Raw genomic sequence first — 26,937 nt, 5'->3', positions numbered from 1 at the left:
GGTGGAATTTTGCGAATTGAGGTTTGATAAGAATGCCGAAAAAATCAATATTATTAGCTGAGAATTTAGCCTACGAACTCAGCTTGGACAGAACTTTGTTTCCAAAAATTCAGGTGAGTATCGAAGCAGGCGATCGCATTGCTTTAGTCGGTCGCAACGGGGTAGGAAAATCAACCCTTTTCAAGATACTTGCAGGTCAAATTAACCGATATACAGGTTCAGTTTGCTGTAATGGTATTGTCTATTATTTGCCACAAATCAGCACTATCAGGCAAGAAATTACAGCAGAGACAGTACTTAATTTTTTGATTTCTATCTCTGATGAATGGTGGAAGATTGAGGATATTTTGCAAACACAATTTAACACCAAAGTTGACTTATCTTTACCAATTGCTAACTTGAGTGGTGGAGAACTTACTAAACTGTTTTTGGCAATCGGTTTAGCTCAAGAGCCAAACTTGTTATTGCTCGATGAGCCAACTAATCACATGGATTTGCAAGCATTAGAAAGCCTAAGACAGTTTCTTTTGAATTTCACAGGTGCGTATGTAATTGTCTCTCATAAGCCTTTTTTCTTAGACCAAGTAACAGAAGTTACCTGGGAACTTACACCTGTTGGCTTGAAAATATATGGCGGTAATTTCTCGCACTATCGAGAACAGAAAGCAATAGAGTTAGAGGCAGCATTGCGATCGCACGAAGTCGCCAGAAAGGAACTCAAACGCGCTCAAAGTGCTGCTATGCAAGAACAACAGCGTGCAGCCCAATCTCAGCGCAATGGTCGTGCTAAGTTTCTCGATGGTAGTATCGACACAACAGCAGCCGGAGCGATGAAAAGAAAAGCTGAAATATCAGCCGAAACTGCGAAAAAGAAACATGAAGCCGCAGTGGCTAAAGCTAATCAAAAAGTTGTAGATACCAAGGTGAAAACCACAAAAGTAACAAGTATCCAACTAGAAGAAAAAAGCCAAAAGCGCAAAAACTTAATTGATATTCAAGGTGCAAATCTTAAGATATCAGAAAGGGTACTTTTACACAATATTCAGTTGCATGTTTCTTCTGGCGATCGCATAGCCATTATCGGCGCAAACGGTTCTGGTAAATCGAGTTTGGTCAAAGCAATTTTGGGGATGGAAAACCAAACGGCGGTTTTAGAATCTGGTGAGGTTTTGCTTGCACCAGCGATGAAAGCTGTATATCTCGATCAAACCTACGAATTAGTAAATCGTAAATACACAATTCTGGAAAATATGCAAGTAGCTAATCCCAATCTCAGCTATCAGCTTTTACGCCAACAGCTAGGACACTTTTTGTTTAAATACGATGATGTTCATAAAAGCGCCTCTGTACTGAGTGGAGGTGAATTAGCAAGATTAGCGTAGGCGTAGCCCGCCGCAGGCATCGCTATAATCAGTATCTCAGAAATCGATCTACTGATTCTTGATGAGCCAACTAATAACCTAGATATTGAAACTGTTGAACAAATAGTATTAGGTATCAATGATTACCAAGGAGCGATCTGGGTAATTTCCCACGATATAGATTTCCTCAGCCAGATTAACATTACCCAAGGTTTCAAGTTGAGGGAACAAACTTTGCAAATGACAACTTATTTACCAAGTACACCAGAGCAATATTATCAAGAGTTGCTGGAATACGCTCAATAAAGCGATCGCCTGATGTAAATTTCTAGTAAATTTCTACCTCAACAACAGAAGCCGTAAAGCATACAGGCAAGTTATAATTCTCTTGCGGTGCAACGTAACAAAAATTTATGAGTAACCCCCTTGTACAAGCCTTTTTCGTAGGCAGAGCGGTAGCAGAAGTAGTTAATGAGCGTTTAGAGGTCGCCTTGACCGATGCTTTGAGCGATCTGGGCAAATTTGATGCAGAAGCTAGAGAGCAACTGCGCCAATTTACAGAAGAAGTTTTAGAGCGAGCAAATCGGTCAGCAGAAGCAGCTAATGCAGGTCAAACTACCCCAGGTACTGGGCAAGCCAGTTCTGATTCAGGTGATTTGCAAGCAGAGATTGATGAATTACGAGCTGAAATTGCCCTGTTACGAACAGAATTGCAACATTATCGTAGAACTTCTGCATAAATTTTAGTCATTGGTCATTGGTCATTAGTCATTAGGCTAAGAATTATGCACAAATGACAATTGGACTTTGGACAAATGACACTTAAGAAAGAATAGTTTAGGAGTCAGAGTGTCTTTTCTTCCAAGTGATTCGATCGCAAACCAACGGTAAACAAAGTATATGGAACAAGGTTATTCAGAGAAGGCATACCGTTGGAATCGGGAAAAATACTCTAGCAAACGGCGTTTTGTGGACATTTGGTCTTTTGTCTTGACCTTATTGTTCAAACTTTGGGTATACAACAAATCTTGGAGTTATGCAGGTGGTGTAACTGATGTAAAGCAAGCTGCAAGACGCAAAACCCAAGCAGTCTGGATTCGCAATACTCTATTGGATTTAGGACCAACCTTCATCAAAGTTGGACAACTGTTTTCTACCCGTGCTGATATATTCCCTGGTGAATATGTAGAAGAACTAGCCAAATTACAAGACAAAGTACCCGCATTTAGTTATGAGCAAGTAGAAGCGATCGTTGAGAAAGAACTAGGCAAGAAAATTCCTGAACTTTTCCATAATTTTGAACCTATTCCCTTAGCTGCTGCTAGCTTGGGGCAAGTACACAAAGCTGTACTACATACTGGAGAATCAGTTGTTGTTAAGGTGCAACGTCCTGGGCTAAAGAAGTTATTTGAAATAGATTTACAGATTCTCAAAGGAATTACCCGCTACTTTCAAAACCATCCTAAATGGGGACGTGGACGAGATTGGTTGGGTATTTACGAAGAATGTTGTCGGATTCTTTGGGAAGAAATTGATTATCTTAACGAAGGTCGTAACGCCGATACTTTTCGCCGGAACTTTCGCGGCTATGATTGGGTGAGCGTCCCCAGAATATACTGGCGTTACGCTACTTCCAGAGTTCTGACTTTGGAATATCTCCCTGGAATTAAAATTAGCCAATACGAAGCTTTAGAAGCAGCGGGTTTGGATCGAAAAGCGATCGCTCGTCAAGGCGCTCAAGCCTACTTACTACAATTACTCAATAGTGGCTTTTTCCACGCCGATCCTCACCCAGGTAATATTGCCGTCAGTGCAAATGGCGCTCTGATATTTTATGATTTCGGCATGATGGGGCGGATTCAGTCCAACATCCGCGAAGGATTGATGGAAACACTTTTTGGCATTGCTCAAAAAGATGGCGATCGCGTTGTGCAATCTCTGATCGATTTAGGTGCGATCGCCCCAACTGATGATATGGGCCCAGTACGGCGTTCCGTGCAGTATATGCTGGATCATTTCATGGATAAGCCCTTTGAAAATCAATCAGTCGCAGCAATCAGTGACGACCTTTACGAAATAGCTTATAATCAGCCATTTAGATTTCCAGCAACTTTCACTTTCGTGATGCGAGCCTTTTCTACTTTAGAAGGAGTAGGTAAAGGCTTAGATCCAGAGTTTAACTTTATGGAAGTTGCCCAACCATATGCAATGCAGCTTATAACCGATATGAATGGTTCTGAGGGGAATAGCTTTCTTAACGAATTAAGTCGCCAAGCAGCTCAGGTAAGTAGTACTGCGTTGGGTTTACCACGTAGGTTAGAGGATACGCTAGAAAAGCTAGAACGGGGAGATATGCGCTTGCGCGTTCGGTCTATAGAAACCGAACGCCTGCTGCGGCGGCAGAGCAGTATTCAGCTCTCAATAAGTTATGCTCTGTTAATCAGCGGTTTCACGCTTTCAGCTACTATTTTAGTGGTTAAGGATTATCTCTGGTTGGCACTGCTGCCTGGTTTAATTGCAGCGGCGCTTTCAGCGATTCTGATCCGATTACTTTTACGCCTCGACCGTTACGATCGTATGTATTAATTGTTGCAAAAAATTTATGAAACTTAATTTCACGGGTTTTAGCGATCCGGGACTTATTCGTTCTAATAATCAGGATGCTTACTATATCGACCCAGAAGGACGATTTTTCGTTGTCGCCGATGGTATGGGTGGTCATGCCGGAGGTGAAGAGGCAAGCCGGATTGCTACAGGAGAAATTCAGGCGTATTTGGTAGCAAATTGGGAAACTTCTAAATCTTCTCAAGAATTACTAGAGCAAGCTTTGTGGGTTGCCAATGAAGCGATTTTGCAAGACCAGCAAAATCATCCCGAACGCGCCGATATGGGGACAACTGTTGTAGCAGTAATTTTTCGCTCCCCAGAGTCGCCTTGGTGCGCTCATGTTGGCGATTCACGGCTGTATCGCTTCCGCGAGTCGCACTTAGAACAGGTGACGGAAGACCACACTTGGGTAGCACGAGCAATCAAAATCGGTGACATCACCTTAGATGAAGCACGATTACATCCTTTTCGCCATGTATTATCGCGCTGTTTGGGGCGTGAAGACTTGCATCAAATTGATGTGCAACCACTAGATGTAAAAGTTGGCGATCGCTTGCTCTTATGTAGTGATGGTCTTACAGAAGAACTTGTCGAGCAAAAGATTGCTAACTGCCTCCAAGATAGTCCTTGGCTTGATAAAGCCGCCATCTCTCTTGTTGAGGCTGCCAAAGAGCATGGAGGGCACGATAACATCACAGTTGTCATCGTCTCGCTTGAAGAAAATAGTCATTAGTCATTGGTCATTGGTCATTGGTAACGGACAAATGACAAAGGACATAGGCGCGCCAGCGGCTACTCTTCGAGAACGCCAAGGGCGAACCCGCAGGGTAGGACAAATAACTAATCTGGTAAATATACTCAGTAATTTGTTCAGCGTGAGCATTTTTCCTTTTTACAATTTGATACAAATATTTTTAGCCTCTAAAATCACCCAAAGAGGCTAAATTTGTATAAATTGGGAAATTGACATCTTGCACGTAATAAGGTAAAGCGACTATAATTCACGCTTATTACCATTAATTCCCCAACCTCCTTACAATTTCCCTGCCCGAAGCTTCTTCCACGCTTGCGGAGACAGCATCTTAGGCTTTTTAAACACAAAGACTAAGACGGGTTTTGCATAGCACCAAATATTCTCTTTAAAGGATATTTGTGCAAAGCAGGAATGAATGAGGGAGGTAGTTATACCTATCTAAGACCAAATAGAGCTTATTTTCCGGAATATGGTTCAGCTGACTTGGGTGGTATATCAGTAGGATTAGATGCAAGATATCAAAGCAGAAAAAAGTCCACACTTTGGATGTGGGCAATCTGTCAAACAATTGTTATCTTTCGTAATACGGAGGAACAAATGTTGGACAGATATAAGTCCAAATATTATCCCATTTGGACTTCTGTAAGCGATATCACCTTTACGCGTTGTTTTTTCGGAGTAATTATGAATCAACCAATGAAACTATCCTTGGAACAGCAATTCAGCATCTGCTCATTTGCTACTCAGGTGCAAAATATGAGCCACGATCAAGCTAAAGATTTTTTAGTCAAGCTCTATGAGCAAATGGTCGTGCGCGAGGCAACTTATCAAGAGCTTCTTAAGCATCAGTGGGGCTTAGATTCAGGTTCCACTATGGCATAGAGTCGTTCTAATGTCGCAGTGGGCGACCTCCTTCTCTTGCTTGGTTCCAAGGAGGAAAAGAGCTGGGGATGCCGGGGCGTCAACTTCGATAAGTAATTCTACAAGATGGCGCAAAAGTTCAATTCCCGAAATTAATTAAGAATGAATAAACATTGTTTACGGCATATCTGATTGGAGTCTAGACTAACTTTAGCATTGCAGGCTAAAACTGTTGTTTGCTTTAGCCAAACTTCTTGTTGTTTCGTCTAGTAAGGAAATCAAACCTGCACAAATTGACAATCCACTGGAATATTTGCAGAGGAAGATTCAGAGATAATTTGTATACCACTGCTTTAGCAGCTAGTGATTTCACTCTTTATACATATAACTAGAAGTTAGATATTTATATATATTTTGTTTATAAAACGTTACATTCTGAGAGCGACCACCTATGAAACACGTAACATTAAGAAATTATGCCTAGCTGGAAAGATCGTATGGAGAATCTGTATCTATACTTTCCAGTTTTGTTATAATCTGAGGCTTAATCTTTTCGTACTCGTTTTTGAGTAAACTTTTACTAATTTGCGGGTCGGTAGAGGACATCAACGTATTGCTGATTGCGACCCACTCTTGCAGTCGTTGCCGCTGGGCAGAAGCGACGCTGGAAAGTAAGATGTGGGTACAGGGATTTGGTGCTTCTCGTGCAAAGAATAGGAGACGGTAGTAACCTGTGTGCTGTAGTAACCGGGCAATTTCTTGACCAAGGCTGGTTTTGAGATCGAGGTAATAAGGCAACCATTTAGCGCCATGCTTGCGATTGTAGATGACAGTAATCCATAGCAGCATGGGATGGGGGATAGAGATGAACAGAAATTGGTTATAGCGGGTACAGAGTAAGCGTTTTTGAATTTCCTCTTGCGGTAGCATCACCCACAAAGCTGGTAAAACCTCCCCATTGGTATGAATGGGCTGGGGAAACACAATATCGGCAATTGGTTTATTTTTGGGCCAGGAAATGGCACGAGCAATTTCATCGTTTGACCAGGATGCCCGCAAATCGGCTTTGGTCTTTTGTTCAAGCTCGCTGCTAGCTGTAGTAGTAGGAACTAGGGAATGGCTGGCTTGCTGAATTTTGCGTGTATGCTCAGGCTTTTCTAAAGATGCTAAAACTCTGAGGATTTCAGTAATACTTTGAGGGCGATCGCGTGCTACTTTAGCTAGACAACTCATCACCAAATTTTCAATTTCTTTTGGTAGTTCTAATCCAGGCACAGCCTCAGCAAAAGAACGTGGTTTTTGATAATGATGTGTTTTATACCACGCACCAAAAGAGTGAGTTGGTGCCATCAGTGGCATTTTGCCTGTGAGCATCTCAAACATCATGACACCCAAACTATAAATATCAGCACGGTTGTCTAATTCTTTACCCTCCATCTGTTCGGGAGAAGAATAAGCCAATGTCCCCAAATAAAATTTTGTATGGTCGCCATCTGACTGTAATAACTTAGCAATACCAAAATCTAGAACCTTGACCAATTCTCCAAAACTGGGATCTTGAATCACCAGCATATTGCTTGGCTTGACATCGCGATGGATAATTGGGCAAATAGCGCCATCAACTGGGATGCCATCATGGGCGCACTGTAACCCCAGGCTGAGTTGACGCGCCATACTGAGGAATCTTGTTAAAGGTAATCGTTGCTTGCGAATAATATTGTTCAGGCTTTGTCCTTGTAAGTATTCCATAACGTAGAATGGGGTGTTATTGTCATCTACGCCGTAGTCCATAACTCGGACAATATGGATACTTTTTTGCCCTAGTAAAGCACAGGTTTTTGCTTCTCGCTCAAAACGGTCTTGCAATCGCATCTTTTCATTTTGGATTGATAGAGCCAGAAACTTAACTGCAACAGGTACACCTCCCAACAATGTATCTTTAGCACGATAAACCCGACCCATTGCTCCAGTACCGATTAACTCTTGGAGTTGGTAGCGTTTGCTGAGTAAGCGACCAATGTTGGGGTCTGACATAGAAAATTCGACTCCAAAAGCAGGTTGTAAATGTTTGGGAGGACAAGTGCATTCAAAAATTGTAGTGTAGTTTTAGTTTGCCCAATTTTGACTAATGCGCTATCACTCTTGGCATCTCCTCTTCTCTACGAGACGTTGCTTTGTGTTGAGAGAAGACGGCATTAGTTTGCCTACACCAAGACTTACGCAACTGGCATAAGCAATGGCGTGCGGAGCGCGCCGACTGCCTAAAAACTAAGCAATTGACATAGCAATATCTGGACGTTTTAACTGCCCAATTAAATAATTTGACAACAAACCATGTTTAATTTGATAACTTGATATACAAGCCCTTGCTGCAAATTTTTCACAGGTTAACAAACCCTGAAATTCGCATTACTTTACGAAGTAGACTTAGTTTATGTAATAACGAATTATATTCATCCAATACTTTTAAAACATTTTCTGATTACCTAACAATCTTTTTAACCTTCAAGCTAATTATTACTATGTAATAATGCACTATTTATGGGTAATCTGTAATACTTTAAGTGTGATGTTTTCGTTTTTTCTGCTGATTATGATATATATCAAAACTTGATTTATTATTCATCAAATAATATTGAATTCGACGTTCGACAATACCATTAAATCGTGACATAAAATCATAAAAGAAACCCGGATATTTCCTGATTTCTGTGAATGCTGTTAACCATTTTCTTTGTTTTATAGGTTCTACAACTTGAAGATAAGCTAGATTTTTCTTATAGACTGACAGATTATAAGATAGAGCACGCATTAGGGTAGGATTCTTTTTCACAATGTCTTGTTGCATGAAAGAAGTAGTAGTTTTGCAGTATTGAATTAGACGTGGTAATTGGCTTTGATATACCAGAGAACCAGGGCGTGAACGGTAGAAATAATAGGGTTTTGGCTCAATAAAAAACCTAGCTCCTTTGATTAAGCATTTCATGTCAATCCAAAAATCTTGACCCATTCTAATTTCTTCATCGTACTCGATGCCGTTCTTAATCAAGAATTCTCGTTTGAATAGAGGCTTGCTTAAGCCAAGATGCAACCCTGGTTGCCCATAGACATCAGTTTCCACAAAATAAACGATATCAATTTGGAAGATTTTATCTATACGTTCTCCACTTTCTTGAATCAATGTACTCCAAGGAGATGTTGTACCGTCTTTGATCAAATAAACATCATCAGCAATCATATCTGCATCTGTTTGATTTGCCAGAGACACAAGATTTTCTAATCTTTTGGGAGCATACCAATCATCTGAATCAAGTACAGCAATCCATTCTCCTTGGGCTGCTCTGAAAGCGCGATTACGTGCCGCCGCAGCTCCAAGATTTTGCTGATTAACTATCACTTTGAGACGTCGATCGGTGAAACTTTTAGCGACTTCTACAGTTTTATCACTTGAGCCATCATCGACTATGATAACTTCAATGTCAGTGAGTGTTTGCTTTAAGGCTGACTCTATTGCCTTCCCAATATAAGTTTCAGTATTGTAAGCAGGGATAATAACGGAGACTTTAGGATTCACGAAACTGAACTCCTAGACTACATGGTTAGGTAAAAAACTAAAATCCTGACCATAATTTAATCGTTTCTTTTTTACTATACAACTCAGTAGGTCGGTAAGAATAAACAATGAGTGGTTAAAGTTGGGCAGGAGATATTAGGCGTTGGTAAACCAGTGCGTTGTCAGAGTTCTTTGAACGGCGGTTTTTGGCTTAGAAGAACAGCAAAGCGGTGAGATAGGGCTGCTTTTAAGCTGACTGACGCTCTAGGCTAGCTTCCATTGTGTTAGTTAAAAAATGACCAGCTAAGATACCACTACTGAGATAATATGTATCTTGCGAAATCCGGTGTAGGGTTTCAAAGCCACTACGACGCTGACGATCGCCTAGTACCCAGTAACGCTGTACGATAGTATCCAGACCAATCCAGCCTTCGCCTTCAACCTGCCCCAAAATATTATGTTGTAGTAAAAAAGTATACTGACGCTCTCCATCATGCAACCGCCCCTTATATTGCAAAGAGATTTCAGAGCGATCGCTACCTGGGAAAATCAGTTTTGTGGCCATAGTAAACCAATTATCTCGATTCCAAGCGACCAAGGTCATACCCTTGACGCTGATTGGCATACCGTTACGTTCTAGCCAATTTCCTTCCATTGCCCAGCGTCCTGGTTCCAATAAAAAAGTATGAGCCACCTTTTATTCCCTGTCTTGCTTGAGTGCCGCCAAAACTACAGTTATAGCAGTGCTAAGTTACCAGTGATGAGTTCGAGAAAAGAATGAAGAAATTTTTTATCTTGTTTATTGTTCTTGACTCAAGACTGACCTTGGTGAATTTCTCCCAAAAGTACTTCTTGAGGTGCACCTGTGGCTGTAGGTAAGTTGCCAGGAATACCCAAATGTCGCCAGTAGGCTAAAACTGCGAAAGCGATCGCTTCTTTAAAATCTGCACTCAAGCCGACTTCATCTGTTGTCGAGACTGGTATCGATCCTAACAACAACTGTAACCTTTGTTTCAAATAAAGATTGCGACTACCACCACCACATAATAATACTCGTTGTGGCATTTCTGGCAAAAAAGTGTGGTAACTATGAAAAATTGAAGCAGCTGTAAGTTCTGTGAGAGTTGCCAGTACGTCAGCAGGATTGAGTTGGTATGCTTGAGCATCTTTTAAACACTGATGCAGGTAAGTCACACCAAATAATTCGCGTCCAGTAGATTTGGGTGGCGGTAAATGAAAGTAGTCTTGATTGAGCCATTGTTCTACTAATTGATGGCAAGGAGTACCACTTGCTGCCCAATTGCCATCTTCATCATAAGTTTTAGCACCACCGCTTAAATGCTCCACCGCTAGATCCAACAGACTATTTCCAGGGCCAGTATCCCAACCACGAATTTTTGAGAGCCAGTCTCCATACCGAGGCGGAATATAAGCAACATTGCCAATACCACCAATGTTTTGAATACAACGCCCCTCCTGGGGATGGCTGAGTAAATAAGCATCGACTCTGGGCACGAGAGGCGCACCATGACCACCAATAGCAATATCAGCAACGCGGAAGTTGCTCACAGTCGCAATGTTCGTAAGATAGGCAATTAATGCACCTCGCCCTAGTTGAAGACTGTAACCCAAGGGACTGCCCAGTGCTGTTAACGGATAGCAAGAGTTTAGCCCGTGGGTAGCGATCGTTTCTCTCCCCCTGCTCCCCTGCTCCCCTGCTCCTCCTGCTCCCTCTTTGGGCGGTCGATGATAAACCGTTTGACCGTGGGAACCAATGAGAGTGGCGCGCTGATGACCAATTTGAATATTTTGGGCGGCTTGGGCAAAGACTTGAGCGATCGCATCATCTATTTCCGCTAATTCTGCCATTGAGATGGCAGCGCCTGCACCAACTGCTAATATTTTTTCTCTGAGTTGGGCTGGATAAGGATATGTTGCCCCGGCTAGCAACTCAACTTTGAGATCCAATTCTGTACCGGAAACCTCTACCAACGCAGCGTCTATGCCATCTACGGATGTGCCACTAATTAAACCAATAACGCGAGTAGGGACAACAGCTTTTTCAGTTGGATGCATCGCTCGATATTCTTTTGTTGATTGCAAGAGTTTAGTTTAATTCATGTTAATAGCTATGTCAAAACACTCAGGTTGCATAGTTGATTACAGAAGAAAAAGTAAATAGAGCGACGGAAGAATCTCAAAATCAATAGCAATGACCCCGAATCTATTTATATTGACCAGCAAACAAATAATTTAAAACAATTTTGTTTGTTATCTTGATCGATCCTTAATCAGGACAACATCCGAATATACAAATTCTTAATATATGCAGGCTAACTTTACAACTTTTTTACCTTCAGATAAATAACAGATATCCTATCCACTTTTCCTGCAAGTGAAACTACTGATTTCTGTTCAAAAATAGGGCAAATTCTTGGCTAAATCTAGGGATTTTTCAATAAATCCAAATCCAGTAGTTTCATCCTATTGTTTCTTCTATAAGACACTACATAATGAATCCAAGTCGCAAACGAACTTTTCAACAATTAAAAATACAGAATTTCAAGATTATGTCTCTTACAAAAATTGCTTGTATCGCTGCTCTATCCTTATCTGCAATCTCCTCATTTATCTATGCAGGTTCTGCCCAGGCTATTTCCTTCCAAATAACCACTGGCATTGCAGGCCCTAATGGAGAAACTGACCAAGGTGCTTTTTCTGAGTTTACTCAACTTCCCGGTACGACAACTGTTAACTTCAATAATGGTCAAGCACCAACCACTGGTTTTGCTAAATACTCATTTGAGAATAACAGTGGAACCAGCAGTGTGAGGTCAGATGTATGGGCACCTGCTGGGGCAAATGGTGAAGTCAATAATGGGAATTATTTGGCAGTTTTCAACGGCGATAAAGTCACAATTAACCTTGCAAGTTCCCTCAATTATTTCGGTATTGACTGGGGAGCTATTAGTTCTGGTAACGTTTTTTCCTTCTACAATGGCGATAATCTAATCAAATCATTTACAACAGAGGATGTGAACCCAGTTGCTCCAATTCGTGCATCACAGCATGGCGGTGAAGGAAATGGCTACCTTCACTTCTACTCAGATAGTAGCAACGACATTTTCAACAAGATTGTCATTACCCAAACAGGTGGTGGTGGATTTGAAAGCGACAACCATTCTTTCCATCTAGGAACTGACAAATTTACAGGTTTTGATCCTAAGTCTGTTCCTGAGCCTAGTATTACATTAGGTATGCTGGCTGTAGGTGGTATGTTTCTACGCAAGCGCAAGAACGAAAAGTTACAAACTGTAAGACAATCTCATTAAATATATCAATCTGAGCTCAGTAAGATTTTCTCTATAGTCTAACCTTAGCCTGTAGAAGGATTTCAAAACTTAGTTAATATTAAATACAAATCAGGGCGAGTTTACTTAGGTAAACTCGCCCTAATACATTTGCCATTTATAATCAGGGCTTCTTCTACGGTCAATGCTACGCGCAGCAAGCTGAGAAAATTTTCTTTAACTAGACTTTTTATTCATGCAAAATTGGGAGAAGGGGTTGAGGGATGTAGCAAGATCCGGTAGGGTGGGCAAATTTTACATTTCATTTGTGCAAGAGGTCTACTCAATACTGCTTAGAGCTTAACCAAACTGTATTGAGAGTGAACCGTAATTTTGACTCCTATAGGTTATTGCATGAATAAAATATACGTGGATTAGTTTAGATATAATAATGACTCATTCTTTGTTGTCCTAACTGGAGAAATTAATGGGTCGCGCCAAAAAGGTTGTCCTGGCATATTCTGGCGGAGTGGATACCTCAGTTTGCATCCCCTACCTCAAGCAGGAGTGGGGTGTGGAAGAGGTGATTACCCTAGCAGCAGATTTAGGTCAGGGAGATGAATTAGAGCCAATCAGAGAAAAAGCTCTGAAATCGGGTGCAAGTGAATCCCTAGTGGCAGATGTCAAAGACAGCTTCGTTAAAGATTACGCCTTTGGAGCGATTCAAGCCAACGCCCTTTATGAAAATCGTTATCCTCTAGGAACCGCCCTAGCTCGTCCACTGATTGCCAAAATATTAGTAGAAACAGCCGAAAAATATGGTGCTGATGCGATCGCTCACGGTTGCACCGGTAAAGGCAACGATCAGGTTCGCTTTGATGTCTCTGTCACCGCCTTAAACCCCAACCTGAAGATCCTCGCACCAGCCAGAGAATGGGGGATGAGTCGTGAGGAAACGATCGCTTATGGGGAAAAGTTTGGTATTCCCTCACCAGTTAAAAAATCTTCTCCCTATAGTATTGACAAGAATTTGCTTGGTCGGAGTATTGAAGCTGGTTTACTCGAAGATCCGTCATTTGAGCCACCAGAAGAAATTTATGAGATGACCAAAGCGATCGCTCAGACTCCCAACGAGCCACAGTACATCGAAATTGGTTTCCAGGGTGGTATTCCTATAACCCTCAACGGTATAGCCAAAAAGCCAGTTGAGCTAATTGAAGAACTCAATCAGATGGTAGGAAATCACGGCATCGGCCGGATCGATATGATTGAAAACCGTCTGGTGGGGATCAAATCGCGGGAAATCTACGAATCACCCGCAATGTTGGTGCTAATTCAAGCACATAAAGATTTAGAAAGCTTGACTTTAACGGCAGATGTCACCCATTACAAGCGTGGGATTGAAGAAACTTACAGCCAAATAGTTTACAACGGTTTGTGGTACAGTCCACTTAAAGTTGCACTCGATGCCTTTATTCAAAAGACACAAGAGCAAGTCTTTGGAACTGTGCGAGTGAAGTTGTTCAAGGGCAACTCTACGATAGTTGGGCGTTCGAGCGATAATTCTCTCTATACTCCTGATTTGGCAACCTACGGAGCCGAAGACAAATTTGACCACAAAGCCGCTGAAGGCTTTATCTATGTTTGGGGACTACCGACTCGCATTTGGTCAAAGCAGATTAGGAGTTAGAAGTAGAGACGCGATTAATCGCGTCTGTACAGGAGTTAGGAGTTAAAAAAGCAAAATACAAAAGTAAAAGTCAAAAAAATTCACTTTTTACTTTACTTTTCACTCCTGACTCCTGACTTAGTTTATGCTTGACTTACTCTTCTGCTGCACCTTTAACCTGGCGAGATTCCAGCCACAGGGGCACAATAATTAAGGCAGCGAGGATTAGTAACGCTGCGATCGCAAATTGACCCACCCAAGCAACCAATTGTTCTAAAGAGACTATTTTGCCAGCAAAAAAAGCTAAGGTTACCATCAAACTAGCCCAAGCAACTGCTCCTAAAAAGTTGTATAAAAAGAATTTTCTAAAGGGCATTTCAGCTATACCAGCTAGTGGTGCAGCAAAAACTCGTAACAATGCCAAAAAACGCCCAAAAAACACTCCTTTAGCAGCGTTTTGACTAAATTGATCTTTAATACTCAGCAGCCGCACTTCAGAAATCCGAAATATGCTGCCAACTTTTACTAGAAAAGCCCAACCGCTAACTCTACCAATCCAATAGCCACAAGTACCACCAATGACAGCACCCATAATTGCGTCACCGAGAACCAGCCAGAAATTTAGTTCATCGCTACCAGCTAAAAACCCGCCTACTAAGGTCACGGTTTCACCAGGAAGGGGAATGCCTAAATTTTCTAGCAAAATTCCGAAAAAAATTGCCCAATACCCGTAATTATGAGCAATTTCCTGGATATTTTGTAGTGAAATCAACTCTAAAGACATTCCACACCGCCGTCTTTACAAATTTTTACTTTTACTATATTTTTACTATATTTTTACTATATTTTTGCTTGTTTTTGGGTGGAGTGTCAATCAAACTAATACATAACTTCTACGCTATGGTAACTATTAACTTATGACTATTAACTATCCAATTTTTGGGATTAGTACCACATGTTCATAATCTATTAAAAAAAGATTAAAAATTTTATAGAAAATTTATAAATATCCGTTTAAATTGTGAAAATCTTGTAAAAGATACGGTTGATACCGAAATTGTTAGGCGCTTATGCCTATATTGATGAAAGTTATCACAAATTATACGACATGAATACTGAAATAATCTCTCTCAACTGTAGGACTAAAATTACCCAAATATCTGGGTAAAAGGTCATTTTACCGTTGAAAAAGAAGAAGTATTGATGTCTTTTTCAATTTTTTGTCAAGTGTTCCAATTACCCTGTTAAATTCATGGCTTTCACACAAGAACTTCAAGTGATTTTGTTTAAACCCCAAGGAAGCATAGATTTGCAAGGCGGTAAGGCTTTGAGCGAACAGATGGCTGGAGTAGTCCCTCAAGCTTATCAACTCTGGGTTATCGATCTAGCAGAAGTTAACTTCATGGACAGCTCTGGGTTAGTTCCTTTAGTAAAAGGCTTAAAAGCTGCACGTCAGAGTGGTTGCCGCTTAGTTCTATGCAACGTACAAGCTCCTGTACGGTTGATTTTGGAACTTACCCAACTCGATACAGTGTTTGAAATTTTTAACACTTACCAAGATATTTTTACCAACGTTAAAGATGACAGTCTGATGCTAGCAGACTAACTAATAAATCTACCTACGGGAGGATGGCGGAGTCAAGCAATATTTGCATTTTTTCACATTCTCTTTAAAATAACAGTCTGGTGCTAGCAGGCTGATTTTCTTTATTGGCAAGAGTTGAATGTTGAGGGAAACTCATATCTTTGAGCTAGGTAGTATAAATCGCATTATTGGAAGTCATCTACCTAAAGCAGTAAAGTCAGAAATTGCCAAAATGGATCAAAGCAAATGCAACTGTTTGTGACACTCCCCAGCCTTTTAAATCCAGGGTTGTGCAAATTACTCTAAGCTAATTGTTTTATCTGGGACGTAACTAGTGAAAGGAAGCAGGAGGTAAGAAAGGTTAGAATCTCGGCTTTTCGGTTATTTCTAACTTTATAGTTATTTTTGCCTCGATCTAGTACTTGGATGCCTCCAAGATGTTTTGATGCACCAATTTCTTACCTCTTAAATTCCACCATAATGATAATTTTAGGCATTCTGGGGAGTCGAAATATTAGTTTGTTCCGATGCTGGGCGGGGAAAATTTGGTAAATCAATACCGCTGTGACTAGCATTGCGAGTTTTGAGTGCTAAACGGTAACTCACACTTTGCAGTTCTGCTTGCAGTTGGCGGTTTTCCCGTTGTAGCGTTGCTACCTTTTCTCTGACTGGCGTCATCCGCTCCTCAAACTTCCGACGGTAAATTTGAGGCAACTCTTGTACTACTTGCTCCAACATCCGAGTGCGATCGGTAAGTTCTTGAACTGACTGTCGCAATTGATAAATTTCGGAGTCACGAGTTGTAATTTGCTCTTGGTAGAACGCCACCTGCTGTTCCACAGCTTGGAGTTGTTCTTGTAAAGCGTGTAACTGGGTCAGATCGCGCTCAAATTCCGGCTGCTGTGGCATAAAACTAGTGTTACCCTTTACCAGCCGGAAAAGTTCTTGAGATAGTTGTTGCACTAATTGATCGCGAAGTTGCAACTCCTGGCGTAGCTGCGATACTTCCGTCGAGAGAACTTGAATATTAGGTGTCTCAGATTGGCTCACAGTAGCTTAAAGCTCCCATTCAGAATCTTGTCCACTCTTAGGTATAACTGCGGGAGTACTACCTTTGGCAAGTATTTGTTAATTTAGCATTCCCAAACAAGTGACGAAAAAAGAAAAAGACAAAATTTTATTGAATGGGAGTGGGGATTGAGGATAGGGAGTTAAGAGTTAGGAGTTAGGAGTTAAGAATTCTTCCCCTGCTTCCCCTACTCCCTCATCTCCCTCATCCCCCTCACTTCCCTACACTGTTGCAGGTGCAGCTACTTTAGTAGGCTTTTCTTTTTCCTCTTTAGGGGGTTTTTCTTCTTCAATGTCCTGCTTAATTGTCAAGTAGCGAATCACTTCTTCACTCAAACGCATAGCGCGTTCAAAAGGAGCGATCGCAGTTGCAGGTGCGCTGTAGTTTAACTGGATGTAGATGCCATCCCGATGTTTTTTGATTTCATAAGCCAGACGGCGCTTACCACGATTTTGAATTTGGATGTCCTGGGCGCCTTGTTCGCGAAGCAAATTCTGATATTTAGTAACTGCTTGCTCTACCTGTTCCTCTCCCAAGTCAGGACGGAGGATGTACATTGTTTCGTAATTTGTAGTCATATTTTTCAGTTTCCTCATGGACAAAAGTGGCTGCTGATATCAATTTATACCTAGACTTTATTTAAAATGCCAGTATTAATCAACATCTGAAGCAACAAGGAACTATAATCTTACCAGTTTTCAATTTTGTTTCATTAGCCAAATTGCCAAAGAAAGTTTGGATTTTTTGGATGTCCCTAATGAAAACTAGGTTGAGAGGCAATCCTGATATTTCTTTCACAAGATCGATCGAGCTATCAGCTTCGCTAAGGGGTATCTTTCTTTAAAGGGCATCTTAAATAGCGATCGCTTTTTTGCTCAAGGCTCAATCGGTTTGCTAAACAGCTAACTGACGATTGCTACCTGCTCACAGCAACTAAAAAGCAGAAAAAAGGTATTTATCAAGGTTATGGCGCAGCGCTACGTGCGAATTCAAAATCCAGAAGGACAGATTTACTATGGGTTACTACAGCTATCCCTGAATGTACAGGTGCTAGATGCTCCACCCTGGTTACAAGGACAACCCACTGATTTAACTTTGACACCAGAAAATTACCAAATTCTGGCTCCCTGCGCCCCCTCAAAAATTGTGGCCGTGGGTAAGAATTATGCAGATCATGCAGCTGAAATGGGAACCCCAGTACCTTCTGAGCCATTAATCTTTCTGAAGCCACCTACGTCGATCATTCCATCTGAAAGGGAAATTAAGTATCCTCCCCAGTCACAGAGAGTTGACTATGAAGGAGAGTTAGCTCTAGTGATTGGCGATTACGCTTTTGAATGCACGCCAGAGGTAGCCCAAACCAAAATTTGGGGCTACACCATCGCCAATGACGTAACAGCGCGAGATTTACAAAAACAGGATGGTCAGTGGACGCGAGCCAAAGGTTTTGATACTTTCTGTCCTTTGGGACCTTGGATTGTGCGGGAATTAAATCCAGGAGCGAGATTGCAGACTTTTGTGAATGACGATGCTAATCCAGTCCAATCTACCTGTATCGATCGGATGGTGTTTTCCCCCGATGTTTTAGTTTCCTATATCAGTCAGGTGATGACGCTACTCCCTGGTGATTTGGTGCTTACAGGTACGCCGGAGGGTGTAAGTGCTTTGCATCCAGGCGATCGCGTCCGCGTCGAAATTGAAGGTATCGGTCGCCTGGAAAACACCGTAGCGACCCGTTAACTTCTAACGCACTTGCATATACACTGCATCGGAAATCGCTGGAATTTCTGCATAACGTCCGCTCACAGACTGGATGACTGAATATGCGACTGCTCCCACTATGCCGATAAAAATGGTTGTGGATAGAGTTTGGATTGCAAAACCACCGGAAGGAACTAGTCCCACAACATCAGTTAGGATGCTAAACAAAAAGATAATGATATCCAAAAGGATTGCTTGCATGGTGTTGAAACGAATAAAGTGACTAATTTTTTCGTTTCTTACTACCAGCAAAAATAAAGCAAAGAAAATAATCATTCCTGCATAACGCACGCCGTAGTAAATTCTCAATAATGGCAGAAGCGGTAAAAACAGTAGTTGTAACGGTGGAAACTCTGAGAGTAAATATCTACCAAATACAAAAACTTCAATTAGAGGAAGCAAATAAGGCAAGGAAGCAAAAATCCGATCTGAAACTGTTGTAGACCCGCGCCAAGACATTATGCGTTCTCCTGTGGTTAAATTTTAATAGTTACTTGAGCTTAGGATAACGCAGTTACTGGTCTTGCTGAGAAATTCAACTATTCTATATGGGCGATGCGAAAGCCCATCATACATTCATATTGGTCTGGCTGCTGTTGAGTAAGTTTGCGAATGGCTTGACCACAGCGCAGTTGACCTTTACGCCAACGGGGTTGACCGCTCCCGTCAGCAAGTAAACAAGACTGGCAAACTTGCTCAGGGGCAAGGATTTGCTCGTCCATTAAAATGACTAGCATCGAATCCCTCCTGTAAATCCTCATTGTCAACCCACATTTCACTCAAGGGAAGACGTGTTTTGTAACGGTTCAAATAGCCACTTCAGATAGATTGGATGCGTTTTGCGTGGTTAAGTGTTGTGATTTGCAATCTCGCTTTGCGCCTAACTTGGGCGATCGCAGAGGACACTTAAGAACCACATCTTACCTCTTTGCAGCAAAAATGTGGGTAATTATGATTCAATAACAATTCTCAAGTGAATTTAAATTTATTGTACGTTGTGTCTATTGCAAAGTGGAAATTTTAGTAAAAAATAATACAAAAATTTTTGCACTAAGTTGAGCAAAGACAACTAACGGTATCCATTGCATCTCTGTTAATTTAGCACTAGGATGTGTCAAACTTAATATTCAGAAAACAACAAAAGCTTTACGCACAAGCAACACGGCGACTTATTGAAATTCCCTTGAGGTGAGTAGTTAAAGTGTGTGAAGTCAAGTCAGTAAAACTGAGTTAACTTGATAGTTATTTAAGTGAGGCATTTCTAAAATACTGAGGTAAACTTGCAAGCAAGTTAATACACAATATTACTCAGCGGCTCGTCGGTCTGGGCATCACTTACAATGGAACACTGGCAATTTCTGATACAGAAACAAGGCGCTCGCTCGTGGCATATCCTAGAATCGCCAAATTTGGAAATCTTGGAAGGGCAGTATAGAGTTTTGGCTCGTTCTAACCTTCTTAATACAGACGTGGAAGTGCGGGTAACTCACTCTTCAACCGAGGAAGTTCAACCAACGCGGCGAATTTTCAAGCGATCGCGTCGCACTAATTCAGAAGGCATAATGGCGGTAATTCCTTTTACCTACTTCCAACCGGGAGTTTGGGAGTTGCGGTGTTCCGGCGATTTGATGTCGGATCTGCTGGGTAAATCTTGGCAATACAGCGTGCAAGTACAAGTCTTCTCGCTGTTAGCAGAGAGAGAACCGAGGAAAAATTTAGACTCAAGTTCATCCAACGATCGCCCAGATCCTGTTTCTGGAAACTTGGAATATAGTGCTTCAGCAGAAACTGCAATCACGTTATTTACGTTTGAGAAAGCGATCGCAGTTTCTGAAGGACTGGCAATTACTACAGATAACAACCTCACTGTTGCCTCAGATGAAGAGAACTTGGAATCTAATGCCCCAGCAGAAACTGCAATTGCGCTAGATAATCCGATCGCAGTTTCTGAAGGACTGGCAATTACTACAGATAGCAACCTCACTGTTGCCTCAGATGAAGAGAACTTGGAATCTAATGCCCCAGCAGAAACTGTAATTGAGCTAGATAATGCGATCGCAGTTTCTGAAGGACTGGCAATTACTACAGATAGCAACCTCACTGTTGCAGCAGATGAAGAGAACTTGGAATCTAATGCCCCAGCAGAAACTGCAATTGAGCTAGATAATGCGATCGCAGTTTCTGAAGGACTGGCAATTACTACAGATAGCAACCTCACTGTTGCAGCAGATGAAGAGAACTTGGAATCTAATGCCCCAGCAGAAACTGCAATTGAGCTAGATAATGCGATCGCAGTTTCTGAAGGACTGGCAATTACTACAGATAGCAACCTCACTGTTGCAGCAGATGAAGAGAACTTGGAATCTAATGCCCCAGCAGAAACTGCAATTGAGCTAGATAATGCGATCGCAGTTTCTGAAGGACTGGCAATTACTACAGATAGCAACCTCACTGTTGCAGCAGATGAAGAGAACTTAGAATCTAATGCCCCAGCAGAAACTGCAATTGAGCTAGATAATGCGATCGCAGTTTCTGAAGAACTGGCAATTACTAAAGATAGCAACCTCACTGTTGCAGCAGATGAAGAGAACTTAGAATCTAATGCCCCAGCAGAAACTGCAATTGAGCTAGATAATGCGATCGCAGTTTCTGAAGGACTGGCAATTACTACAGATAGCAACCTTGTTACCACTGTTGCACCAAATGAAGAGAACTTGGAATCTAATGCCCCAGCAGAAACTGCAATTGAGCTAGATAATGCGATCGCAGTTTCTGAAGAACTGGCAATTACTACAGATAGCAACCTTGTTACCACTGTTGCACCAGATGAAGGGAACTTGGAATCTAATGCCCCAGCAGAAACTGCAATTGCGCTAGATAATCCGATCGCAGTTTCTGAAGGACTGGCAATTACTACAGATAGCAACCTTGTTACCACTGTTGCCTCAGATGAAACGGAAGAAGATGAAGATATAGTTATCGATCGGCCTGTAAGTCCTGTATGGCTCAAAGGAGAGACGGCAGAGCAGATTTTACAAAATTTAATAGATTTAGCTTTACCCACCTCTGAACTGCTGCCGCAAGATGAAAAAGTTACAGATTCTTCGGCAACACAACTACCGCCACCATTACTGCTAATTTTAAGTCAGGATAATTATATTGCTCGTTGGGGACAAGCTCTTATAATCAACGGGTACATAGAATTCCAAGAAAAGACAAATCTAGATTGGGATGAAACATCATCTTCAAAAAGCTTGCGGGCGCTTGCAGTAGAAATTGAACTGCGATCGCCCAAGAACTCGAAAATATTGACCAAAGTACGGCAAACCTTATCAGATAAAGTGTTGCCCTTTACCATCAATACCTCAATTGATATTCCTGCTGATTGTGAATCTAAGCTAATTTTGGCAGATATCAGTTTGTATGGTAAATTCGCCGATGCTGGTGAAGTCATGCCGTTAGCCACCCAGTCCTTCACCATTACAGCAGATGTAACAGAATTACTGGCAATTACAGCCGCAGCAAAATCCAACATATTTTTAAATGATCTCATAACACCATCGGACTCATCTGCTGCTTTCACAGAAACAGAGACACCTGTTAAACTCGATTTGAAACTATTAAATCTGGTCAAAACTCCAAAAACAGAGCAGTCTCAGATAGTTAATCCATCCCCAAACACACCTTTACCACCGCAAATTAACCTGCAAGTTTTGCGAGAAGCTAACTTGCGGACATCTAAGCTCAAGAATTCAAGTATTTCGTTGCCTCAATTACCGAAACTGCCCCCTATTCAAAGTGATGCCAACATTCCCTCAGATGTTGTTGCAGAACCACAGACACCAGAGAAGCTTGTAGAAAAGGATGCTACTATAGCCACCATCAATTTGGAGCAGTTGGTCATCAAGCAACGTCGAATGCCAATAATCGAGACTACTTTGCCATACTTGAAACGGCTACAAGCTTTACCAGATGATGCCGAAGAAAAAGTAGAAAATAATGTTCTTCCAGATACATTAGAAGTTAAAGCGGCTGAAGACTTACCAAAGTTGGACGCAACTGTGGCTGAAGATGAAAATATACCTGAATTAGGAGTAGATGACGCACAATTTCAGGAAGAATCTGTTGCTGAAGTTGAAGCCCCGCAAAATTCACAATTCCAGGAAGAATCTGTTGCTGAAATCGAAGCCCCGCAAAATTCACAACTTCAGGAAGAATCTATTGCTGAAGTTGAAGCCCCCCAAAATGCACAATTAATTACAACAGGAAACCTTTATTCATCTCCCCTGCTCAGGAAGTGGATGCAGAGCCAAGGATACTCCTTGCCTGAATCTATCAACGATCTGCAATCTCAAGATTACAATAACTATGTTCCACCACAACAGATACCCCTTCCTCCTAGTGCAGAAAATGCGAATGTTGATGTTAACTTGTTGTCATTAGACCTAGATGCCAACACGGAGAAAAATCTGAACCAATATTGGAACAGTTCAGAATTTCTTTTGGCTGAAACGCCCAAGGGACAAGAAACATGGCAAGAAGTCGAAGGATTGGCTCCTGAACAGGAGAACTTTGGGGAAGATATAGACACAGCGCAGGAAATAGAACAGGGGATTGGAGAAAATACGGAAATAGAAAAAGTACTAGAACCAACAATCTCATCGGCTCTGTTAACACAACTACCGCCCCCTCCTCCTCCGATAAAAATAAATATAGCGTCAGCTTGGTTGGCGCAAGAAATCGTTGTAGATGATACAGATACCGAACTAGAAGGCGATGCAAAGGAGAGTGACACCTTTGAAGAAAAGGAGCAACCACTTTTATATTCATCTTCTTCCTTACCTCTAATTGCGGCAGCCACTGAGCCTTTGCCAACTCCACATTTGTATGTGCCAGAAGGCGAATTAATTGCTGGCAAGTCTGTCATAGTGCGCGTAGTACTGCCGGAAGTACCTCTGCAAGTTGTTGTCAAGTTATGGCTTGAAGATTATCAAACTCGCTACTTACTAGATGGGCCTCATTTATTGACAAATTTACTTCCTAATGCATCAGGAGGGTTGGAAGTGATGACACAATTAAACATTCCCTTTGGCTGTTTGGAAATTCGCTTAGGAGCGATCGCACTCGATCTAACAACCCAACAGGAAAGTCACAAAGTCACAATAGTACGAACCGTGATTCCTCCAGACTTGCCAAGCTTGCAACTAGATGAGCTCCTGGGTATGTAACTCAGGTATGAGGGACATTGGGTATGGAGAAGAGACAAGGTAGACCAGGAAGAGAGGGGAGACTTGGGAGAGACTTGTTCAATAATTTCCCCTTTGTCCCGCTTGTCCCCCTTTTCCCCTTGTCTCCTCTGTCCCCCTGCTCCCCATCTCTAATTTCCCCTGTGTTAAAAATATGAAAGAATTTCAAAAATCTGGCAGAATTTGCAGTAAGCTCATCTTGAATTGTAGTGTGATTTCATAGGAACCTTTAACTATGGCAGCATCTTTTTTGCCTACTGTCTTGGCTAGTACTTCGTACTTGTCTGCGATCTTCGTGCCCATAATTGGTTGGATTTTGCCAGGTGTGGTCTTCGCATTTCTGTTTTTATACATTGAAAGCGACGATATCAGCGATATCAGCTGATACTGATGTAGTCATTAGTCATTAGTCATTAGTCATTGGTTATTGGTCATTAGTCATTTGTAAAAAACAAATGACAAAGGACAAATGACAAATGACAAAGGACAAATGACCAAAATTAATACCGCCCATCTCATAGAGACAGGCGGTTTTTTTAACGTTGATTTCTCAACAAATGCTAGAAAGTTCTAACTTATAGTATTCGGTTCAAACTAACTAATGTTAAATCGAAGAACCGAGTCCGGCGTAGGCACCATAAAAGAAAATGCCCAAGACTGTAATTATACCTAAACCTGCGATCGTAGCGACGACCCACAGGGGAATTCTCCCACTTCCAGACACAGCTTCTCTCCTCCCTTAACAACAAATCAACACACGTTCATAAACCAAGATTAACAACAGTACTTCTAATTAGTTAAAGAAGTAACTGGAAAACAGAATACCCAGAACGAAAATTAGTAGTAATCCCAGGTATAACGAAGTCCGGTTTAGTTCAACCGGTTGATTATTGGGATTGGGCGATCTTTCTACCATAATTGCTCCTAACGTTGAATAAATTGCATTGCGGCGATCGCGCCCAAAAAGAATACAGTTGGTACACCTAAAGTGTGAACTGCCAGCCATCTAACGGTAAAAATTGGATAGGTAACTGGTTGATTGATGTTGTTGCCGCTAGTCATGATCTCAAACTACTTTCCAATAAATTGTTCAACTTGTTTTTTAGCTTCAAAACGGTTCTTCACAATGGGCACTTCTTGCCGCGCTGGTGTGAAATACTCGTTGGGACGGGGTGTACCAAAAGCATCATAAGCCAGTCCGGTGCTGACAAATAACCAACCAGCAATAAATAATGCCGGGATGGTGATACTGTGAATTACCCAGTAACGAACGCTAGTAATGATGTCCGAAAATGGACGTTCTCCAGTGGTACCTGACATTTAGATCCCTACCTTATACATAGAGTGTTATTGAGTTTATTATCCTACAAAGTTAAGAAAGAGTTACAAGTTGCAACGTTCTTCTCAGAAATTGTACGTTGGGAATGGGGCATTAGGAGTGCTGAGTGCTGAGTGCTGAGTTAAGAGTTAGGAGTTAGGAGTTTTGTTTACCCCCTTGTCCCCTTGTCCCCTTGTCCCCTTGTCCCCTCATCTCCCCCTACTCACTAAGCCGCCTCTGGGGAAGTTGTTTCAGGGTTTGGTAGATATTTGAGCAAAACGCCGCGATCGCCAATTATAAATCCCCGCTCTGGCTCCAAAAACACAATCTTGTACAAATTAGCCGCAACTTCTTCCACTTCACGGTCTTTTTCCCAGGTTTTGCCACCGTCGGCACTGCGTAGCAAATTACCACTACCCCCACCTACCCAAATTTCATTGGGTGTGCGATATGCCAAATCCAGTAAACCCCAACTGGTAGATAACTCTGGATATTGTGCCTCTTGCCATTCTTCAGGTTTAGTTGGGTCACTAAACTGAACTTGACCTCCTCTAGCTAGCAACCACAATTGCCCATTATCACCAAAGCCCATGTTTTCTACTCGCCGAGAACTATTGCGATTATGGGGAACCCAAGCATCTTGGCCTGGTTCCCAAGTCGAGTAGAAACTACCTTTAGCCGAAACTGCAACATACTTACCATCAGCAGAACGCTCTAAGTTACGCACCACACCCACTGCTGATTCCACCTGGGCTTTCCAGTTTTTGCCGCCGTCTGTGGTCTTATATATGGCTCCCACATTAGTAGCCATTTCCGCTGTATTGTTTGCTAGCGCCTTAACTGCGATCGGACTACCTGGTAACTTTTCGCTCAGGGGGATACGCGACCAAGAAGCACCTTCATCGGTTGTGTGTAGTAATAGTCCAGGCTCTCCGGCAATCCAGCCTTCTTTACCTGCAAAACTTACTGAGTCAAAGCGATACTTCTGCTCATCCAGTTGCAGTGTTATTGGTTTCCAGGTATTACCACCGTCATTGGTTTCCAATAGGGTGGCATTGCTACCAACTAAATAACCATGCTCAAGGTTATCAGTAAAAGCAATATCCAATAAATTTGAGTCTGTTGGCACAGAAATGACTTTCCAAGGGTTGTAGCTAACAGAGGGAACTTGGCTACAACCTATGCACATCACGACTACTATTAACAAGGCAAATATTCGTTGCCAACCTTTGACAATTGAATGCATCAGTATTTCTTAGTTATTTCTAAATTTTTGTAGGAGTTGGCTGCCAGGATGCTGGAAAATCCTGGCTTTTTCATTTTGAATTTTGTTAGCGCAGTGTCAACCCTCTGGTTGAGAGCGTTATTTGAAATTGCTTAAAGGCTGTCATTGTAAGCCGTAAAGACTGATAAAAAACAAGAAGCCAAGAGCCAAAGCACCAAAAATTAGGATATTTTTTTGGGTTGGCGTTAGGTTGTTAACACCCAAACCATAACCGAGATTTTCTTTAAAGCCGGATGCAGTACCGGCAGGGCCGATGTTGGCAAAAGCAGTCTTTTTAGCAGAACAAACTGGACAGCGCCAATTTATGGGCAGTTCTGCAAAGCTTGTCCCTGAAGCAATATCATCTTTGTCGTCTCCCTTTTCGGGTTCGTAAACATAACCGCAGGCGCGACACTCGTAGCGGTCTAACACCGTAGTCTCAACAGCTGGTTCGCTCATGGCTAAGGCCTCGCAAAGGAGAAATCTTAAATATACGTTAAAAATTATGACATAATTGTTAGACTTTTCTATCACTAGCAAAAGCGAATCAAATACCTGAAGTCCGTCTGTTTCCCAGATTTCAGAAAAACCAAACAGAT

Annotated in this window: 26 protein-coding genes; 11 read left to right on the top strand and 15 right to left on the bottom strand. The window is 41.8% G+C overall.

From position 1 onward, the window contains the following. Nucleotides 1–32 precede the first annotated feature (32 nt). The 5 genes from NSTC731_RS22010 (at nucleotide 33) to NSTC731_RS21990 (ending at nucleotide 5,604) form a co-directional block, all read left to right on the top strand. The gene (locus tag NSTC731_RS22010; RefSeq protein WP_445626797.1) at nucleotides 33–1,382 is read left to right on the top strand and encodes an ATP-binding cassette domain-containing protein; all 1,350 of its coding nucleotides are present in this window, start codon (nucleotides 33–35) and stop codon (nucleotides 1,380–1,382) included. A gap of 392 nt (nucleotides 1,383–1,774) precedes the next feature. Continuing rightward, nucleotides 1,775–2,101, top strand: a complete 327-nt coding sequence (locus NSTC731_RS22005) for a DUF6825 family protein (RefSeq protein WP_445626796.1) — start codon at nucleotides 1,775–1,777, stop codon at nucleotides 2,099–2,101. A gap of 160 nt (nucleotides 2,102–2,261) precedes the next feature. Further along, on the top strand, nucleotides 2,262–3,947 hold the full coding sequence (locus NSTC731_RS22000) for an ABC1 kinase family protein (RefSeq protein ID WP_445626795.1): 1,686 nt from the start codon (nucleotides 2,262–2,264) through the stop codon (nucleotides 3,945–3,947). Nucleotides 3,948–3,963: 16 nt separating this feature from the next. Further along, on the top strand, nucleotides 3,964–4,701 hold the full coding sequence (locus NSTC731_RS21995) for a Stp1/IreP family PP2C-type Ser/Thr phosphatase (protein ID WP_445626794.1): 738 nt from the start codon (nucleotides 3,964–3,966) through the stop codon (nucleotides 4,699–4,701). Nucleotides 4,702–5,406: 705 nt separating this feature from the next. Further along, the gene (locus tag NSTC731_RS21990) at nucleotides 5,407–5,604 is read left to right on the top strand and encodes an NblA/ycf18 family protein (protein ID WP_041565841.1); all 198 of its coding nucleotides are present in this window, start codon (nucleotides 5,407–5,409) and stop codon (nucleotides 5,602–5,604) included. A 459-nt stretch (nucleotides 5,605–6,063) separates the two neighbouring features. On the opposite strand, the gene NSTC731_RS21985 is transcribed toward NSTC731_RS21990, so the two are convergent. The 4 genes from NSTC731_RS21985 to NSTC731_RS21970 all read right to left on the bottom strand — a co-directional run bounded on the left by NSTC731_RS21985 (nucleotide 6,064) and on the right by NSTC731_RS21970 (nucleotide 11,212). After that, nucleotides 6,064–7,617 (bottom strand): serine/threonine-protein kinase, encoded by a 1,554-nt coding sequence (locus NSTC731_RS21985; protein WP_445626793.1) that lies wholly within the window; start codon nucleotides 7,615–7,617, stop codon nucleotides 6,064–6,066. Nucleotides 7,618–8,143: 526 nt separating this feature from the next. Beyond that, the gene (locus tag NSTC731_RS21980; RefSeq protein WP_445626792.1) at nucleotides 8,144–9,157 is read right to left on the bottom strand and encodes a glycosyltransferase family 2 protein; all 1,014 of its coding nucleotides are present in this window, start codon (nucleotides 9,155–9,157) and stop codon (nucleotides 8,144–8,146) included. Nucleotides 9,158–9,383: 226 nt separating this feature from the next. After that, nucleotides 9,384–9,830, bottom strand: a complete 447-nt coding sequence (locus NSTC731_RS21975) for a hypothetical protein (protein WP_094348018.1) — start codon at nucleotides 9,828–9,830, stop codon at nucleotides 9,384–9,386. Nucleotides 9,831–9,949: 119 nt separating this feature from the next. Continuing rightward, entirely contained in the window at nucleotides 9,950–11,212 is a 1,263-nt protein-coding gene (locus NSTC731_RS21970) for an anhydro-N-acetylmuramic acid kinase (protein ID WP_445626791.1), read from the bottom strand. 494 nt (nucleotides 11,213–11,706) lie between these two features. On the opposite strand from NSTC731_RS21970, the gene NSTC731_RS21965 reads away from it, so the two are divergent. Both NSTC731_RS21965 and NSTC731_RS21960 read left to right on the top strand, forming a co-directional pair. Beyond that, nucleotides 11,707–12,468: an Npun_F0296 family exosortase-dependent surface protein gene (locus NSTC731_RS21965; RefSeq protein ID WP_445626790.1), complete on the top strand. Its 762-nt coding sequence runs from the start codon at nucleotides 11,707–11,709 to the stop codon at nucleotides 12,466–12,468. Nucleotides 12,469–12,913: 445 nt separating this feature from the next. Further along, complete coding sequence (locus tag NSTC731_RS21960; RefSeq protein ID WP_445626789.1) at nucleotides 12,914–14,116, top strand: argininosuccinate synthase; 1,203 nt, start codon at nucleotides 12,914–12,916, stop codon at nucleotides 14,114–14,116. Between the two features lie 133 nt (nucleotides 14,117–14,249). On the opposite strand, the gene NSTC731_RS21955 is transcribed toward NSTC731_RS21960, so the two are convergent. Then, a complete protein-coding gene (locus NSTC731_RS21955) occupies nucleotides 14,250–14,879 on the bottom strand; it encodes a DedA family protein (protein WP_445626788.1) in 630 nt (209 codons plus the stop codon). A 468-nt stretch (nucleotides 14,880–15,347) separates the two neighbouring features. Here NSTC731_RS21955 and NSTC731_RS21950 point away from each other — a divergent pair, with 468 nt between their 5' ends. After that, nucleotides 15,348–15,701 (top strand): STAS domain-containing protein, encoded by a 354-nt coding sequence (locus NSTC731_RS21950; RefSeq protein WP_445626787.1) that lies wholly within the window; start codon nucleotides 15,348–15,350, stop codon nucleotides 15,699–15,701. 468 nt (nucleotides 15,702–16,169) lie between these two features. Here NSTC731_RS21950 and NSTC731_RS21945 read toward each other — a convergent pair whose 3' ends face one another. Both NSTC731_RS21945 and rpsF read right to left on the bottom strand, forming a co-directional pair. Continuing rightward, nucleotides 16,170–16,730, bottom strand: a complete 561-nt coding sequence (locus NSTC731_RS21945; RefSeq protein WP_445626786.1) for an Npun_F5560 family protein — start codon at nucleotides 16,728–16,730, stop codon at nucleotides 16,170–16,172. A 240-nt stretch (nucleotides 16,731–16,970) separates the two neighbouring features. Beyond that, a complete protein-coding gene (rpsF, locus tag NSTC731_RS21940; protein ID WP_445626785.1) occupies nucleotides 16,971–17,327 on the bottom strand; it encodes a 30S ribosomal protein S6 in 357 nt (118 codons plus the stop codon). Nucleotides 17,328–17,715: 388 nt separating this feature from the next. Here rpsF and NSTC731_RS21935 point away from each other — a divergent pair, with 388 nt between their 5' ends. Continuing rightward, the gene (locus NSTC731_RS21935; RefSeq protein WP_445626784.1) at nucleotides 17,716–18,489 is read left to right on the top strand and encodes a fumarylacetoacetate hydrolase family protein; all 774 of its coding nucleotides are present in this window, start codon (nucleotides 17,716–17,718) and stop codon (nucleotides 18,487–18,489) included. A 3-nt stretch (nucleotides 18,490–18,492) separates the two neighbouring features. Here the strand turns inward: NSTC731_RS21935 and NSTC731_RS21930 are convergent, their stop codons facing one another. Both NSTC731_RS21930 and NSTC731_RS21925 read right to left on the bottom strand, forming a co-directional pair. After that, on the bottom strand, nucleotides 18,493–18,969 hold the full coding sequence (locus NSTC731_RS21930) for a Tic20 family protein (RefSeq protein WP_094348027.1): 477 nt from the start codon (nucleotides 18,967–18,969) through the stop codon (nucleotides 18,493–18,495). 80 nt (nucleotides 18,970–19,049) lie between these two features. After that, nucleotides 19,050–19,247: a hypothetical protein gene (locus NSTC731_RS21925; protein ID WP_445626783.1), complete on the bottom strand. Its 198-nt coding sequence runs from the start codon at nucleotides 19,245–19,247 to the stop codon at nucleotides 19,050–19,052. A gap of 603 nt (nucleotides 19,248–19,850) precedes the next feature. On the opposite strand from NSTC731_RS21925, the gene NSTC731_RS21920 reads away from it, so the two are divergent. Continuing rightward, entirely contained in the window at nucleotides 19,851–23,738 is a 3,888-nt protein-coding gene (locus NSTC731_RS21920) for a hypothetical protein (RefSeq protein WP_445626782.1), read from the top strand. Between the two features lie 253 nt (nucleotides 23,739–23,991). After that, nucleotides 23,992–24,141: a photosystem I reaction center subunit VIII gene (psaI, locus tag NSTC731_RS21915; RefSeq protein WP_322693829.1), complete on the top strand. Its 150-nt coding sequence runs from the start codon at nucleotides 23,992–23,994 to the stop codon at nucleotides 24,139–24,141. 219 nt (nucleotides 24,142–24,360) lie between these two features. Here psaI and NSTC731_RS21910 read toward each other — a convergent pair whose 3' ends face one another. The 6 genes from NSTC731_RS21910 to NSTC731_RS21885 form a co-directional block, all read right to left on the bottom strand. Continuing rightward, nucleotides 24,361–24,480 carry a photosystem II reaction center protein J gene (locus tag NSTC731_RS21910; RefSeq protein ID WP_012411803.1) on the bottom strand — a complete coding sequence of 40 codons (120 nt, stop codon included), beginning with the start codon at nucleotides 24,478–24,480 and terminating at the stop codon, nucleotides 24,361–24,363. A 69-nt stretch (nucleotides 24,481–24,549) separates the two neighbouring features. Then, on the bottom strand, nucleotides 24,550–24,672 hold the full coding sequence (locus tag NSTC731_RS21905) for a photosystem II reaction center protein L (protein ID WP_015127970.1): 123 nt from the start codon (nucleotides 24,670–24,672) through the stop codon (nucleotides 24,550–24,552). 8 nt (nucleotides 24,673–24,680) lie between these two features. Further along, complete coding sequence (gene psbF / locus NSTC731_RS21900) at nucleotides 24,681–24,818, bottom strand: cytochrome b559 subunit beta (RefSeq protein ID WP_015115279.1); 138 nt, start codon at nucleotides 24,816–24,818, stop codon at nucleotides 24,681–24,683. 9 nt (nucleotides 24,819–24,827) lie between these two features. After that, nucleotides 24,828–25,076 carry a cytochrome b559 subunit alpha gene (psbE, locus tag NSTC731_RS21895; protein WP_012411800.1) on the bottom strand — a complete coding sequence of 83 codons (249 nt, stop codon included), beginning with the start codon at nucleotides 25,074–25,076 and terminating at the stop codon, nucleotides 24,828–24,830. Nucleotides 25,077–25,300: 224 nt separating this feature from the next. Beyond that, a complete protein-coding gene (locus NSTC731_RS21890) occupies nucleotides 25,301–26,320 on the bottom strand; it encodes a photosynthesis system II assembly factor Ycf48 (protein WP_445626781.1) in 1,020 nt (339 codons plus the stop codon). Between the two features lie 141 nt (nucleotides 26,321–26,461). Then, complete coding sequence (locus NSTC731_RS21885; protein WP_094348032.1) at nucleotides 26,462–26,797, bottom strand: rubredoxin; 336 nt, start codon at nucleotides 26,795–26,797, stop codon at nucleotides 26,462–26,464. Nucleotides 26,798–26,937: the final 140 nt, after the last annotated feature.

The organism is Nostoc sp. DSM 114167 (assembly GCF_052692655.1).
Note: the sequence above shows the minus strand (reverse complement) of the source record. Positions and strands in the feature narration are given on the sequence as shown.

Bases quoted from the DNA above. Each gene is read 5' to 3' on its own strand.
- NSTC731_RS22010 (WP_445626797.1), top strand. From the start codon at position 33: ATGCCGAAAAAATCAATATTATTAGCTGAGAATTTAGCCTACGAACTC.
- NSTC731_RS22005 (WP_445626796.1), top strand. From the start codon at position 1,775: ATGAGTAACCCCCTTGTACAAGCCTTTTTCGTAGGCAGAGCGGTAGCA.
- NSTC731_RS22000 (WP_445626795.1), top strand. From the start codon at position 2,262: ATGGAACAAGGTTATTCAGAGAAGGCATACCGTTGGAATCGGGAAAAA.
- NSTC731_RS21995 (WP_445626794.1), top strand. From the start codon at position 3,964: ATGAAACTTAATTTCACGGGTTTTAGCGATCCGGGACTTATTCGTTCT.
- NSTC731_RS21990 (WP_041565841.1), top strand. From the start codon at position 5,407: ATGAATCAACCAATGAAACTATCCTTGGAACAGCAATTCAGCATCTGC.
- NSTC731_RS21985 (WP_445626793.1), bottom strand. From the start codon at position 7,617: ATGTCAGACCCCAACATTGGTCGCTTACTCAGCAAACGCTACCAACTC.
- NSTC731_RS21970 (WP_445626791.1), bottom strand. From the start codon at position 11,212: ATGCATCCAACTGAAAAAGCTGTTGTCCCTACTCGCGTTATTGGTTTA.
- NSTC731_RS21965 (WP_445626790.1), top strand. From the start codon at position 11,707: ATGTCTCTTACAAAAATTGCTTGTATCGCTGCTCTATCCTTATCTGCA.
- NSTC731_RS21960 (WP_445626789.1), top strand. From the start codon at position 12,914: ATGGGTCGCGCCAAAAAGGTTGTCCTGGCATATTCTGGCGGAGTGGAT.
- NSTC731_RS21955 (WP_445626788.1), bottom strand. From the start codon at position 14,879: ATGTCTTTAGAGTTGATTTCACTACAAAATATCCAGGAAATTGCTCAT.
- NSTC731_RS21950 (WP_445626787.1), top strand. From the start codon at position 15,348: ATGGCTTTCACACAAGAACTTCAAGTGATTTTGTTTAAACCCCAAGGA.
- rpsF (WP_445626785.1), bottom strand. From the start codon at position 17,327: ATGACTACAAATTACGAAACAATGTACATCCTCCGTCCTGACTTGGGA.
- NSTC731_RS21935 (WP_445626784.1), top strand. From the start codon at position 17,716: ATGGCGCAGCGCTACGTGCGAATTCAAAATCCAGAAGGACAGATTTAC.
- NSTC731_RS21930 (WP_094348027.1), bottom strand. From the start codon at position 18,969: ATGTCTTGGCGCGGGTCTACAACAGTTTCAGATCGGATTTTTGCTTCC.
- NSTC731_RS21925 (WP_445626783.1), bottom strand. From the start codon at position 19,247: ATGCTAGTCATTTTAATGGACGAGCAAATCCTTGCCCCTGAGCAAGTT.
- NSTC731_RS21920 (WP_445626782.1), top strand. From the start codon at position 19,851: ATGGAACACTGGCAATTTCTGATACAGAAACAAGGCGCTCGCTCGTGG.
- psaI (WP_322693829.1), top strand. From the start codon at position 23,992: ATGGCAGCATCTTTTTTGCCTACTGTCTTGGCTAGTACTTCGTACTTG.
- NSTC731_RS21905 (WP_015127970.1), bottom strand. From the start codon at position 24,672: ATGGTAGAAAGATCGCCCAATCCCAATAATCAACCGGTTGAACTAAAC.
- psbF (WP_015115279.1), bottom strand. From the start codon at position 24,818: ATGACTAGCGGCAACAACATCAATCAACCAGTTACCTATCCAATTTTT.
- psbE (WP_012411800.1), bottom strand. From the start codon at position 25,076: ATGTCAGGTACCACTGGAGAACGTCCATTTTCGGACATCATTACTAGC.
- NSTC731_RS21890 (WP_445626781.1), bottom strand. From the start codon at position 26,320: ATGCATTCAATTGTCAAAGGTTGGCAACGAATATTTGCCTTGTTAATA.
- NSTC731_RS21885 (WP_094348032.1), bottom strand. From the start codon at position 26,797: ATGAGCGAACCAGCTGTTGAGACTACGGTGTTAGACCGCTACGAGTGT.